The organism is Mycolicibacter sinensis (assembly GCF_001667375.1).
GTDB classification, from domain to species: domain Bacteria; phylum Actinomycetota; class Actinomycetes; order Mycobacteriales; family Mycobacteriaceae; genus Mycobacterium; species Mycobacterium sinense_A.
Genome location: NZ_LZIN01000013.1, coordinates 20,943 through 34,616, shown reverse-complemented (window position 1 = coordinate 34,616; position 13,674 = coordinate 20,943). Strand labels below are relative to the sequence as shown.

At 68.8% G+C, this 13,674-nt stretch carries 9 protein-coding genes; 4 read left to right on the top strand and 5 right to left on the bottom strand.

The features are described from left to right. Position 1 precedes the first annotated feature (1 nt). Together A5771_RS02010 and A5771_RS02005 are read right to left on the bottom strand one after the other, a co-directional pair. Complete coding sequence (locus A5771_RS02010) at positions 2 to 2,032, bottom strand: SDR family oxidoreductase (RefSeq protein ID WP_064853533.1); 2,031 nt, start codon at positions 2,030 to 2,032, stop codon at positions 2 to 4. Positions 2,033 to 2,087: 55 nt separating this feature from the next. Then, positions 2,088 to 2,792, bottom strand: a complete 705-nt coding sequence (locus A5771_RS02005; protein WP_064853532.1) for a histidine phosphatase family protein — start codon at positions 2,790 to 2,792, stop codon at positions 2,088 to 2,090. 106 nt (positions 2,793 to 2,898) lie between these two features. On the opposite strand from A5771_RS02005, the gene A5771_RS02000 reads away from it, so the two are divergent. Continuing rightward, positions 2,899 to 3,768 (top strand): MaoC/PaaZ C-terminal domain-containing protein, encoded by an 870-nt coding sequence (locus A5771_RS02000; protein ID WP_064853531.1) that lies wholly within the window; start codon positions 2,899 to 2,901, stop codon positions 3,766 to 3,768. 70 nt (positions 3,769 to 3,838) lie between these two features. On the opposite strand, the gene otsB is transcribed toward A5771_RS02000, so the two are convergent. Then, positions 3,839 to 4,927 carry a trehalose-phosphatase gene (gene otsB, locus A5771_RS01995; RefSeq protein ID WP_064853530.1) on the bottom strand — a complete coding sequence of 363 codons (1,089 nt, stop codon included), beginning with the start codon at positions 4,925 to 4,927 and terminating at the stop codon, positions 3,839 to 3,841. 70 nt (positions 4,928 to 4,997) lie between these two features. On the opposite strand from otsB, the gene A5771_RS01990 reads away from it, so the two are divergent. Next, a complete protein-coding gene (locus A5771_RS01990; protein WP_064853529.1) occupies positions 4,998 to 5,858 on the top strand; it encodes a universal stress protein in 861 nt (286 codons plus the stop codon). Positions 5,859 to 5,867: 9 nt separating this feature from the next. Here A5771_RS01990 and A5771_RS01985 read toward each other — a convergent pair whose 3' ends face one another. Together A5771_RS01985 and A5771_RS01980 are read right to left on the bottom strand one after the other, a co-directional pair. Further along, positions 5,868 to 8,774, bottom strand: coding sequence for an RND family transporter (locus A5771_RS01985; protein ID WP_064853528.1), 2,907 nt, complete (start codon positions 8,772 to 8,774; stop codon positions 5,868 to 5,870). Beyond that, a complete protein-coding gene (locus A5771_RS01980; RefSeq protein ID WP_064853527.1) occupies positions 8,771 to 9,202 on the bottom strand; it encodes an MmpS family transport accessory protein in 432 nt (143 codons plus the stop codon). Before A5771_RS01980 ends, A5771_RS01985 begins: the two co-directional genes overlap by 4 nt. Before the next feature lie 112 nt (positions 9,203 to 9,314). Here A5771_RS01980 and A5771_RS01975 point away from each other — a divergent pair, with 112 nt between their 5' ends. Next, a complete protein-coding gene (locus A5771_RS01975; protein ID WP_064853526.1) occupies positions 9,315 to 12,629 on the top strand; it encodes an error-prone DNA polymerase in 3,315 nt (1,104 codons plus the stop codon). Positions 12,630 to 12,672: 43 nt separating this feature from the next. Continuing rightward, positions 12,673 to 13,671, top strand: a complete 999-nt coding sequence (locus tag A5771_RS01970) for an MOSC domain-containing protein (RefSeq protein ID WP_064853525.1) — start codon at positions 12,673 to 12,675, stop codon at positions 13,669 to 13,671. Positions 13,672 to 13,674: the final 3 nt, after the last annotated feature.

Below are 13,674 nucleotides of genomic sequence, written 5' to 3'. Positions count from 1 at the left end.
ATCACCAGTGCACGCCGGGCAGCGACCGCACCGCCCGCTTGACCGGGCGGGGCATCCGCAGCCGGGCGATCGCCCGGGCCGGTCGCTTCGGGTGACGTCGTACCGGTTGTGCCGCAACGGATGCAACGGTTTCAGCGGGCGCCACCCCGCGCGCGGCGGCCGAGTCCGGGTAGCCCAGGTAGAGCTGATGCAGCAGCCGGCGCGCCAGCCGGGGAGTGAAATAGTTGCCGGCGTCGGCCAACGTGCCCAGCGGGGTGTCGATCCGGTCCGGCTTCTCGATCAGACCGCGTACCACCATGGCCGCCGCGTGCTCGGCACTGATCGCTCCCATCGGAACCAGTTTTCCGGTCGGCGCGATCATCGGGGTGGCCACCAGCGGCATGTGGATGGTGGTGAACGTGATGTGATCCGACAGCGTCTCGGTCGACACCACGTCGGCGAACGCGTCCAGCGCCGCCTTGGTGGGCACATACGCGCTGTATTTCGGGCTGTGGGCCAGCACGCCTTCGCTGGAGACGTTGACGACGTGGCCGAACCGGCGTTCGCGCCAGTGCGGCAGCAGCGCCAGCACCATCCGCACCGCACCGAAGTAGTTGACCGCCATGGTGCGCTCGTAGTCGTGCAGTCGGTCGGTGGAATTGACCACCGAGCGGCGGATCGACCGGCCGGCGTTGTTCACCAGGTAGTCGACGTGCCCGAACCGGCCCAGGATGTCCTTGACGGTGTGCTCCACCGACGCCGAGTCGGTGACGTCGCAGGTGAACGCATGGGCCGCTCCACCGCCGGCCCGGATCTCGGCCACCAGCCCGTCGAGCGCCTCGCCGCTGCGGGCCAGCGCGAAGACGACACCGCCGCGCTCGGCCACGGCGATCGCCGACGCCCGGCCGATGCCGCTGGAGGCTCCGGTGATGACGACGTGCCGCCCGACCAGCGGGCCGGCCGGATCGTCGCGGCGGGCGCGGTCGGGATCCAGGTGCGCCGCCCAGTACCGCCACAGCCTCGGCGCGTAGTCGGCGAACTCGGGCAGCCGGACGGCGCCGTTCAGCGCCGCGTGGGTGGCGTCGGCGACGAACGTCGGCCGCAGGTTCACCAGGTCGAGGACCTCGCCGGGAAGGCCCACCTGGGTGGCCAGCATGTTGCGCCACACCCGCGCTCGCCCGCCGACGTTGAGCACCGGGGCCGCCATCGCGCCGGGCAGTGTGGCGCGCAGCGGGGGCAGCCCGGCCTCTCGGGCGACGGCCCGGTAGATCTCGGGCAGCCCAATAGATTTCGGCGCAGTCAGGTGGAAGGTGCGCCCGTCCCAGGAGGAGGGGGATGGGCCGTCGGCGTGCATCAGCTCGATCAGCGCATCAACGACGTAGTCGACCGGAACGACGTTGGTGCGTCCGGTGTGCGGCACCGCCATCGGGGTGAGCCGGGGCAGCGCTGCCAGCTTGGCCAGCAGCGGGAAGAAGTAGTACGGCCCGTCGACCTTGTCCATCTCACCGGTGCGCGAATCACCCACCACCACCGCCGGCCGGTACACCCGGTAGCGCAGTCCCGGCGTCGAGCGCACCAGCGCTTCGGCCTCGAACTTGGTCTGGTGATACGGGGTCGGTAACTGCTGGCCGATGTCGAAGTCGGCCTCGGTGAAATCACCGGCGTAGTCACCGGCCACCGCGATCGAGGACACGTGCGCCAAGGTGGCGTCGAGCCGTTTCGCCAGCCCGATCACCGCGCGAGTGCCCTCGACATTGGCCGCCTGCTGTTCGGCCGCGCCGGCGGTGATGTCGTAGATCGCCGCGCAGTGCAGCACGTGATCGACGTTGCCCAGTTCGGCGATCACCGTGTCGGTCAGCCCGAGGTTCTCCGCCGTCAGGTCGCCGACCAGGGGTTTTACCCGCTCGCCCCAGTCTGCTGCGAGCCGCTCGAAGCGGCTCAGCGAGGCGCGGCGCACCAGCACCCACACCTGCGCATCGGGACCGTGCTCCAGGATTCGGGTCACCGCCCGCCGTCCGATGAACCCGGTACCGCCGGTAACGACATAACGCATTCGGTCATGGTGGCCGCTCCCGGCGGCCACGTCAACAGGGCGGCCGGCCCAAAACTCAGAACGCGCGAATACCGTCCCAGTCCACCAGCTTCCAGCCGGTGCCCGGGCTGCCCTTGAGCACCACCCGGCCCAGGTTGGGCAGCGGGTGGTCGGTCATCAGCTCGTCACGCGGATTCTTGACGTTCATCAGGGTCCAGGTCATGATCGACGCCGAGTGCGAGAACGCCACCGGATTGGTGTCGCCGCTGTCGTAGATCTGCTGCACCGCGGCGCTGAACTCGTCGTTGAACTGGTTGCCGTCGATCGAACCGGGTATGGCTGCGGTCCGCTGACCGTGAATCCAGGCCTGCGGAGCCAGCAGATACGGCGCCTGGGCCACCGAGCCGGGCTTGTCGCCGAACCAGCCGGCACTGATCTCGCGCAGGCCGGGCAGGATCTGCACCTGCCGGCCCAGCTCGCGCGCCAGCGGGGCGGCGGTCTGCTGACTGCGCGCCATCGAGGAGGTGTAGACGCCGTCGTAGTGATGGCGCGAGAGCTGATCCGCGAACTCCTGGGCGTCGGCGCGGCCCTTCTCGGTCAGCCCCGGACCGGGCACCGCGGTGTCGACGATCCCGGCGGCGTTGGCTTCGGATTCCGCGTGCCGGATCAAGGTCAGGGTGATGGTGCGGGTATGCGGTGTCCCCGAACAGCCGCCGAGCACCAGGGCCGCGGCGAGCGCGGCCGCCACCATCGCGAACAACTTACTGCTGCGGTTCCCCATACGCGTCCCCATGGCGACAGCCTGCCGTGTCGACGGCGCCGACGCGGCCGGTTCTGCTGAAATGGTGAGGGCGAATCGCCGCCGATAACCGCCGTAAGGAGAACCCATGGCACTGGACCCGACAGCCATCGGCGTGACCACCGATCCGGTGCTGGTCGAATGGACCGATCGCGACACCATGCTCTATGCCCTCGGGGTCGGTGCCGGTACGGCTGATTTGGCGTTCACCACCGAGAACAGTCACGACATCCCCCAGCAGGTGCTGCCCACCTACGCCGTCGTCTGCTGCATGGGTTTTGCGGCCGCCGGCAAGATCGGCACCTTCAACCCGGCGATGCTGCTGCACGGCTCCCAGGAGGTGCGGCTGTTCGCGCCGCTGCCGTCCGCCGGCAGCCTGCAGGTGGTCGCCGAGGTCGCCGATATCCAGGACAAGGGGGAGGGCAAGAACGCCGTCGTGATGCTGCGGGCACGCGGCACCGACCCCAAGACGTCCGAGCCGATCGCCGAGACGCTGACCACCCTGGTTATCCGCAAGGCCGGTGGCTTCGGCGGGGAGCCGGGGCAGCGGTCGGCCGCCCCGCAGATACCGGACTCCGAGCCCGATGCCCGCATCGCCTATGCGACCCGGGAGGATCAGGCGCTGTTGTATCGGCTCTCCGGCGACCGCAACCCGCTGCACAGCGACCCCTGGTTCGCCACCACGCTGGCCGGTTTCCCCAAGCCGATCCTGCACGGGTTGTGCACCTATGGCTTCGCCGGCCGCGCGCTGGTCGCCGAACTCGGCGGCGATGACGCCCGGCGGGTCAGCGCGATCGCGGCGCGCTTCACCGACCCGGTCTTCCCAGGGGAGACGCTGACCACCTCGATCTGGCGGACCGAGCCGGGTAAGGCGGTGTTCCGCACCGAGGCCGCCGGTCCTGACGGTGATAATGCGCGGGTGGTGCTTGACGACGGGGCGGCTGAATACCGGGACTGAGGCCCATTCGTTGCGTCGAGCGTGCGGTTTCATCCGTGACGCGCCGCGGGGGGCGGATGAAACCGCACCCTCAGGCCAGCCGCTCAGCCAATCGGGCGGTGAACTCGGCCACCCGGGCCGGGCTGTCCAGTGCGAACCGGGCGGCGGTGGCGCGGTCGCCGTCGTCGCTGTGCCGCACCACGATCCCGGCACCGGACAGCTCGGCCACCGCGTCGAACGCGTCTTCGTCGGTGATGTCGTCGCCGAGGAACAGTGGCGTCACCGGCTCCATCTGCTCCAGGATCCAGTGCAGCGTGCGGCCCTTGTCCCAGTCGATCTCCGGGCGCAGCTCGATCACTTCGCGCCCGGTCGTCACCCGCAGGCCGCGCTGCCGGCCGGCCTCGCGTACCGTCGCCAGCACCTCTCCGACCCGATCCCGGGCGGCGTTGCGGTAGTGCACCGCGACGGCAAATCGCTTGTGCTCCACCACGACCCCCGTGATCTCCGCAAGTCCCGCCCGCAGGGACGCGGCCGCACCGGCCAGCACCGGCACCGCGCCCGCGGCGGTGTCGTTCTGGTGATGGGTGCCATCGGGTCCGGTCATCTCGAAGCCGTGACTGCCGGCATACCAGATCCCGTCCAGTCCGACCCGCCCGCGCACGTCGGCCAGGTCGCGGCCGGACAGCACCGCGACGGGGCAGTGGGCGGCCAACGCGGCCAACGCATCCAGCGCGCCGGCAACCGGCCGGGCCGCGTCGGGATCGTCGACGATCTCCGACAACGTGCCGTCGAAGTCGAAGAACACCGCTGGGCGAGTGAGCTCGCCCAGCTCCGGGGCGGTCATCGCGTCGGGCAACGCTGACATCGGCCGGTCGCCGGTGCGCACCGCGACCTGGTTCGGGTCGGCCACCGCCGCGTCCGCGCCGTCGAACCCGACGCCGATCACCAGGGCGAAACCCGCACCGCGAGCCGTGCTCACGTCCGATTCCGAGTCGGTGAGCACCACGCACCGGCCCGGCCGCACCCGCAATTCGGCGGCCGCGGACACCAGCTCGGCGCTCGACGCCACCGGCTGCGCCCGCACCCCCGCCTGCTGCAGCCGCTCGATCAGCGCCGCAGCGCCGCCGTCGAGGCGCAGCAGCACCGCGTCGTGCCGGCGTGGATCGATGGTGATGGACAACGTGCGGACCGCCTTCCTTGAGTTCAACGGTGGCTAGTCACCACGGTGTCACACCGCTTAGCGTGGAGGGGTGAACCCCGGAATCCTCGTCGGTGTCGACGGATCGCCGTCGTCGAATGCTGCGGTCGAGTGGGCGGCCCGCGACGCTGTCCTGCACAACCTGCCGCTGTCCCTGGTCCATGTGCTGGCCCCGCCGGTGGTGATGACGTTCCCCGAGACGCCGATGCCGCCCGGCTACACCGAATGGCAGCACGAACAGGGTGAACGCCACTTGCGCGAAGCCGTCGCGATCGCCGCGACCCAGGGCGCGGATCTGCCGGTGGATGCCGAGATCGTGGTCGGCTCGACGGTTCCGGTGCTGGTGGACCTGAGCCGCGACGCCGCCCGGCTGGTGGTCGGGTCTCGTGGGCACGGGCTGCTGCGTCGCAGCCTGCTCGGCTCGGTCAGCTCGTCGCTGGTCCGGCATGCGCACTGCCCGGTCGTGGTCCTGCACGACGAGCAAGAGCGCTCCGACACCGCACCGGTGGTGATCGGCATTGACGGCTCCCCGGTCTCGGAGGCCGCGACAGCGGTGGCGTTCGAGGAGGCGTCGCTGCGCGGGGTGGAGCTGGTGGCGGTGTACGCCTGGCACGACACCGGCGTGCTCGATTTCCCCGGGATCAACGCGGCTGCAATGGAATCCGACGGTGAACTGGCCCTGGCCGAGCGGCTGGCCGGTTGGCGGGAGCGCTATCCCGACGTCACCGTGCGCCGCGTGGTGGTCTGCGACCGGCCGGCCGACCAACTGGTCGAGCAGTCCCAACAGGCGCAGTTGGTGGTGGTGGGCAGCCACGGCCGCGGCGGCTTCACCGGCATGCTGCTGGGCTCGGTCAGCTTGGCGGTGGTGCAGTCGGCGCATGCGCCGGTGCTGGTGGTGCGCCCGGAGTCCTAAGCGTCGGGCTCAGACCCGGCTGATGGACACCGGGCTGGTGGGTGCGGCCGGCGAGACCTGCTGCGCCACCGGACTCGGCCGCGAGAACACCCGCTGCGGCCACCAGAACCAGCGGCCCAGCAGCGCGGCGATCGACGGCGTCATGAACGAGCGGATCACCAGGGTGTCGATGATCAGGCCCAGCCCGATGGTGGAGCCCACCTGGCCGATCACCCGCAGGTCGGAGACCAGCATCGACATCATGGTGAAGGCGAACACCAGGCCCGCCGAGGTCACGACGGAACCACTGCCGCCCATGGCGCGGATGATGCCCGTCTTGAGCCCGCCGTGCATCTCCTCCTTCATCCGGGAGACCAGCAGCAGGTTGTAGTCCGAGCCGACCGCCAACAGGATGATGACACTCATCGCCAGCACCATCCAGTGCAGATGTAGCCCGATGATGTGTTGCCAGACCAGCACCGAGATCCCGAATGAGGTGCCCAGCGAGAGCAGCACGGTGCCGACGATCACGGCCGAGGCCACCACCGCCCGGGTGATCAGCAGCATGATGATGAAGATCAAACACAGCGAGGCGATGCCCGCGATCATCAGGTCCCAGGCCGACCCGTCCTTCATGTCCTTGAACACCGACGCGGTGCCGGCCAGATACACCCTGGAACCCTCCAGCGGGGTGCCCTTGAGTGCCTCGTGTACGGCGTGCTTGATCGGCTCGATGTGGCTGACGCCCTCCGGGGACATCGGGTCGCCCTCGTGGGAGATGATGAACCGCACCGCATGCCCGTCCGGGGACAGGAACATCTTCATCCCGCGCTTGAAGTCGGGGTTGTCGAACGCTTCGGGCGGCAGATAGAACGAGTCGTCGTTCTTGGAGTCGTCGAACGCCTTACCCATGGCGTTCTGGCCCTCCATCATCTTCTCCATCTGCAGCTGCAGGCCCTCCATGGTGGACTGCATCTTCAGCTGGGTGGTCCGCATGTTTTCCATGGTCTCGATCATCGGCGGCATGATCTCGAGCATTCGGGGCATCAGCCGGTCGAGGTTGTCGATGTCGGGCAGCACCTTTTCGAAATCCTCGGTCATCGCGTCGATGCCGTCCATCATGTCGAAGATGGACCGGATCGACCAACAGATCGGGATGTCGAAACAGTGTGGCTCCCAATAGAAGTAGCTGCGCATCGGGCGCCACATGTCGTCGAAGTCGGCCATCTCGTCGCGCAGCTTCTGGATGTCGCTGAGCATGATGTGCATCTTGGTGGCCATGCTGTGGGTGGTCGCCGACATCTCGCGGGTGACTTGCAGCATGTCCTTCATGGCGTTGACGGAAACCTGCATGTCCTCACCCATTTTCAGCATGTTTTTCATGCTGTCGAGCTGGTACTTCATGTTCAGCTGCTGGGTGGTGCCCTGCATGCTGATCGCGAACGGGATCGTGGTGTGTTCGATCGGCGTGCCCAGCGGCCGGGTGATGGTCTGCACCCGTCCGACACCCGATACCTCGAACACCCGCTTGGCGATCCGGTTGATCACCAGGAAGTCGGCCGGGTTGCGCAGGTCGTGGTCGGACTCGATCATCAGCAGTTCCGGATTCATCCGGGCCTGGGAGAAGTGCCGGTCGGCGGCGGCGTAGCCGATGTTGGCCGGCACGTAGTCCGGCATGTACACGCGGTCGTTGTAGTTGGTCTCATACCCCGGCAGGGTGAGCAGCCCGACCAGGCAGACCCCGGTGGTCGCCACCAGCACCGGCCCCGGCCAGCGCACGATCATCGCGCCGAGCCGACGCCAGGCCCGGATCCGCATCGCCCGCTTGGGCTCGAGCATTCCGAAGCGGCTGGCCACTGTCACCACCGCGGCACCGAAGGTCAGGGCCGCGAACGTCACCACCACCATGCCGATCGCCAGCGGGACACCGAGTGACTTGAAGTAGGGCAATCGGGTGAACGACAGGCAGAAGGTCGCGCCGGCAATGGTCAGCCCCGAGCCCAGGATCACGTGCGCAGTGCCGTGATACATGGTGTGGAAGGCCGACTCCTTGTCCTCGCCGAGCGACCGCGCCTCCTGGTAGCGGCCGAGCAGGAAGATCGCGTAGTCGGTCGAGGCGGCGATGGCCAGCGTCACCAGCAGGTTCACCGCGAATGTCGACAGCAGGATGACGTTGTAGTAGCCGAGTACGGCCACCACGCCGCGGGCCGCGGCCAGTTCGAACACCACCATGCCCAGCACCAGCAGCACCGTGCCGATCGACCGGTAGAAATTCAGCAGCATCGCGATGATCACCACGAATGTCAGTCCGGTGATGACCTTCAGGCTCTTGTCGCCGGCGATGTGCTGATCGGCATTGAGTGCCGAGGGACCGGTGACATAGGCATGCACCCCTTGGGGCGCCGGCGTGTCGGCGATGATCTGCTGGACGGCCTGGACCGAGTCGTTGGCCAGGGTCTCGCCCATGTTGCCGGCCAGGTACACCTGCACGTAGGCGGCCTTGCCGTCCGGGCTCTGCGACCCCGCCGCGGTCAGCGGGTCACTCCAGAAGTCCTGGATGTGCTCGACGTGCTCGGTGTCGGCCTCCATCTTGGCGACCAGCTCGTCGTAGTACTTGTGCGCGTCGTCGCCGAGCGGCTCGTCGCCTTCGAGCACCACCATCGCCGAGCTGTCGGACTTGAACTCGTCGAAGGTCTTGCCGATGCGCATCATCGAGATCATCGACGGGGCGTCTTTGGGGCTCATCGACACCGCGCGCATCGCCCCGACCTCGTCGAGTTGCGGCACGATCACGTTCACCAACACGGTGATCGCCAACCAGGCCAGGATGAGCGGTACCGCCAGCCGGCGGATCCATGTCGCTATGGCGCCGCGGTGAGGCGGCTGCGCCGCCGGCAGCGTGTCGGTCGGGGTGTCGTCGCTGAGGTGTTTGCTCATCCTGATTTCACAATGCAAAAGGTCTGGGCGCTCACGGGGCTGCTGGAGATGCGTTCGTCTTTGAGCTCGCCGTCGATGGTGACCCGGCAGCCGATGGTGCTGCCGTCACCCTGCGCGACGATGTTCGGGCTCACCGCCGGGTTGGTGGTCGACAGGGTCAGAGACCACGGCAGGGTGGCGCCGTCGACCCGCTGCGGGAGAGCTTCCAAGTCGAGATAGTTGATGTCGGCGTAGCTCCCGTCCGGACTGAAAATGTCGTAGACCACGACCTTGGGGTGAAACGGCTTGGTGTCCTCGAACGGGACGGCGCTGCTGCCGCTGTCATCACCGCCGAAATAGCCGCGAATGCGATGCACGACGAATCCCCCCACCACCAGAACCATCACGATGAGCAGCGGTAACCACGCGCGTCTGACAACGCCGAACATCAAGAATTGCCTTTCGGGTGGTGCCGGAATCTGACACAGATTAGTGCATCAAAGTTCTTTCCAACACCCAAGGGTGCACGAATCGCACACACGTTCGATATCGTGGGTGGGTATGGGCTGGGGCAGTGGGCCGCCGAGCTGGGCGGAAATGGAGCGAGTGCTCAATGGTAAGCCTCGTCACACCGGTCAGCCGGCCGGTGTGTCGGCCGGTCGCGGCCGGTCGGCGCCGCGCCCCGAGCGGCCCCGGCCGGCCGGGGCGCCGGTCCCTTATGCCGAGCTGCACGCGCACTCGGCCTACAGCTTCTTGGACGGGGCCAGCACGCCGCAGGAGCTGGTCGCCGAGGCCGCCCGGCTGGGCTTGCGAGCGATCGCGCTGACCGACCACAACGGTTTGTACGGGGTGGTGCGGTTCGCCGAGGCGGCCGCTGAACTGGCCGCCGCGGGACACCAGATAGCCACCGTCTTCGGCGCCGAGCTGTCGCTGGGGGGCGCCGGGGGGGGAACGGCCCGCACCGACGACCCGGATCCGCCCGGCCCGCACCTGCTGGTGCTGGCCCGCGGCCCGGAGGGCTACCGGCGGTTGTCGCGGCAGATCGCCGCCGCGCACCTGGCCGGCGAAAAGGACAGGCCGCGTTTCGATCTGGACACGCTGACCGACGCGGCGGGCGGGCACTGGCACATCCTGACCGGATGCCGCAAGGGGCACGTCCGCCAGGCGCTGGCCACCGGCGGCCCGGACGCGGCGGCGACGGCGCTGGCCGATCTGGTCGACAGGTTCGGGGCCGAGCGGGTCAGTGTCGAGCTGACCCGGCACGGCGATCCCTGCGACGACGAGCGCAACGCGGCCCTGGCGGCGCTGGCGCCCCGGTTCGGGGTTTCGGTGGTGGCCACCACCGCAGCGCATTTCGCCGGGCCGGACCGGGGCCGGCTGGCGATGGCGATGGGGGCGATCCGGGCCCGGCAGTCGCTGGATGCCGCCGCCGGCCGGCTGGCCCCGCTGGGCGGCTCTCATCTACGCTCCGGCGCGGAGATGGCCCGGCTGTTCGCGGCGCACCCGTCGGCGGTGCCGGCCGCGGCCGAACTCGGCGAACAGTGCGCGTTCTCGCTGGCGCTGATCGCCCCGCAGCTGCCGCCGTTTGCCGTTCCGGACGGCCACACCGAGGACAGCTGGCTGCGGCAGCTGACGCTGGCCGGCGCCGCGGGCCGCTACGGCCCGCCCGGGCGCGGGCCGCGGGCTCGAAAAGCCTACGCCCAGATCGATCGTGAACTGGAAGTCATTGCGCAGCTGGGGTTTCCGGGTTACTTCCTGGTGGTGCACGACATCACCCGGTTCTGCCGGGAAAGCGACATCCTGTGCCAGGGCAGGGGATCGGCGGCCAACTCCGCGGTCTGCTACGCCCTGGGTATCACGGCGGTCGACCCGGTGGCCAATGAATTGCTGTTCGAGCGGTTTTTGTCCCCGGCCCGCGACGGCCCGCCCGACATCGACATCGACATCGAGTCGGATCGCCGCGAAGAGGTGATCCAGTACGTCTACGACAAATACGGCCGCGACCACGCCGCCCAGGTCGCCAACGTCATCACCTACCGGAGTCGCAGCGCGGTGCGGGACATGGCCCGCGCGCTGGGCTACTCGCCGGGCCAGCAGGACGCCTGGAGCAAGCAGCTGGGCCGGTGGGGCGCATTGAGCTGCGCCGACGACGCCGATACCCAGGGCATCCCCGAGCAGGTGATCGACTTGGCCACCCAGATCGCCGACCTGCCAAGGCATCTGGGTATCCACTCCGGCGGCATGGTGATCTGCGACCGCCCGATCGCCGACGTGTGCCCGGTGGAATGGGCGCGGATGCCCGGCCGCAGTGTGCTGCAGTGGGACAAAGACGACTGCGCGGCAATCGGTCTGGTGAAATTCGACCTGTTGGGGTTGGGCATGCTCTCCGCGCTGCACTACGCGATCGACCTGGTGGCCGAGCACAAGGGCATCGAGGTGGACCTGGCCGCAATCGATCTGTCCGAGCCGGCGGTGTATGAGATGTTGACCCGCGCCGACTCGGTCGGGGTGTTCCAGGTGGAGTCGCGTGCGCAGATGGCCACTTCGCCGCGACTGCGCCCCCGGGTGTTCTACGACCTGGTGGTGCAAGTGGCGCTGATCCGCCCCGGGCCGATCCAGGGCGGATCGGTGCATCCCTACATTCGTCGCCGCAACGGCATCGACCCGGTGGCCTACGAGCATCCGTCCATGGAGCGGGCGTTGCGAAAGACCCTGGGAGTGCCGCTGTTTCAGGAGCAGTTGATGACGCTGGCGGTGGACTGCGCCGGATTCACCGAAGGCGAAGCCGACCAGCTGCGCCGCGCGATGGGCTCCAAGCGCTCCCCGGAGCGGATGCGCCGGCTGCGGGACCGGTTCTACGGCGGCATGGCCGAGCTGCACGGCATCACCGGCGCGACCGCCGACCGGATCTACGAAAAGCTGGAAGCCTTCGCCAACTACGGGTTTCCGGAGAGTCACGCGATGAGCTTCGCGTCACTGGTGTTCTATTCGGCCTGGTTCAAACTGCACCACCCGGCCGCGTTCTGCGCCGCCCTGCTGCGGGCGCAACCGATGGGCTTCTATTCGCCGCAGTCGCTGGTCGCCGACGCTCGCCGGCACAGCGTCGTGGTGCACGGCCCAGACGTCAACGCCAGCCTGGCGCACGCCACGCTGGAGCGCGACGGCACCCAGGTGCGGCTCGGGTTGGGTGCCGTTCGTGGCATCGGTGAGGACCTCGCCGAGCGACTGGTGGCCGACCGCGAGGCTCATGGTCCGTTCGCCTCGATGCTGGATCTGACCGCCCGGGTGCAACTTTCCGTCCCGCAGGCCGAGGCGCTGGCAACCGCCGGGGCGTTCGGCTGCTTCGGCACCTCGCGGCGCGAGGCGTTGTGGGCGGCCGGGGCGGCGGCGGGCCAGCGGCCGGACCGGTTGCCCGGAGTGGGGGTGTCCGGCTGGGATGGGCACACGCCGGCGCTGCCCGGGATGAGCGAGATCGAACTGTCCGCCGCCGACGTGTGGGCCACCGGGGTCTCACCGGATAGCTTCCCGACCCAGTTCCTGCGCGCCGATCTCGACGCGGCCGGGGTCATCCCGGCCGACCAGCTCACCGCCGTCCCCGACGGCACCCGGGTGCTGGTGGCCGGTGCGGTGACGCACCGACAGCGGCCGGCGACCGCCCGCGGGGTGACGTTCGTCAACCTCGAGGACGAGACCGGGATGGTCAACGTGCTGTGCACGCCGGGGGTGTGGACGCGGCATCGCCGGTTGGCCCAGACCGCGACGGCGCTGCTGATCCGCGGGCGGGTGCAGAACGCCAGCGGGGCGGTCACCGTGCTGGCCGAGCGACTGGGCGCACTCGAGCTGGTGGTGGGGTCGCGCTCCCGCGACTTCCGGTGACACCGGACCTGCCCCGCGCTCGGCCGATTACGCTCTGCAGAGTATGGACGAGGTCGGTCGAATCACCGGCATTTGGCGCTACCCGGTGAAATCCATGGCCGGACAGCGCGTCACCACCGCCGGGGTCGGCAAACTGGGGCTGCACGCGGACCGGACCTGGGCGGTCCGCGACCTGGAGAAGAACGCGACCACCAGCGCCAAGCGCCTGGCGGGGCTGCTGTTATGCACAGCGCGCTATGCGCTGCCGCCGCCACCGGAAGCCGGTCCCGGCCACGCGCCGGAGGTGATCATCGAATTCCCCGACGGCAGCGAGATCTCCAGCTCCGACCCGCACGTCCACGCCGCACTCTCGTCGTATCTCGACCGAGACGTCGAACTGCGGCCGCTGCCGCCGATCGCGGACCGCGACCAGTATCGCGGGAGCATGGCCAGCGCGGCCGATCTGCACCAGTACTTCGGTCTCGACGAGGACGAACCCCTGCCGGATCTGTCGATGTTTCCGGTCAAGAAGCTCGCCGAGCTGAGCCGCTACATCACCCCGGTCGGCAGCTATGTCGACGCCTATCCGGTGCATGTGGTCACCGAGCAGACCCTGCGCACGATGGCCGGGCTCACCCCGGGCTCCGACTTCGACGTTCGGCGCTTTCGCCCCACGATCCTGGTCGATGCGGCTAGCACTTCCGGGGCTTCCGGCCATCCCGAGACCGACTGGTGCGGAGGGACATTGGAGGCGCCGCTGGCCGCCGTCAAACCGCTGCTGCCCACCGTCCGCTGCGTGATGCCCTCGCACCCCCAGCCTGAGTTGAGTCGCGACCGGCAGATCACCCGCAGCATCGCTGCCCACAGCAATCACTGCCTCGGTGTCTACGGCACGGTGGTCCGCAATGGGCAACTGCGCGAAGGTGATCCGCTTGAGTTCGTCCCATCGGATCGGTCGATCCTGGCCTCCGCCGCGGGAGCGGGCGCCTTGCGGGTCAAACGCCTGCTGATGAAGGCCGGCACCACGGCGATATCGCGCGGTCTGAAACTTCGGCAGAGTTAGCAG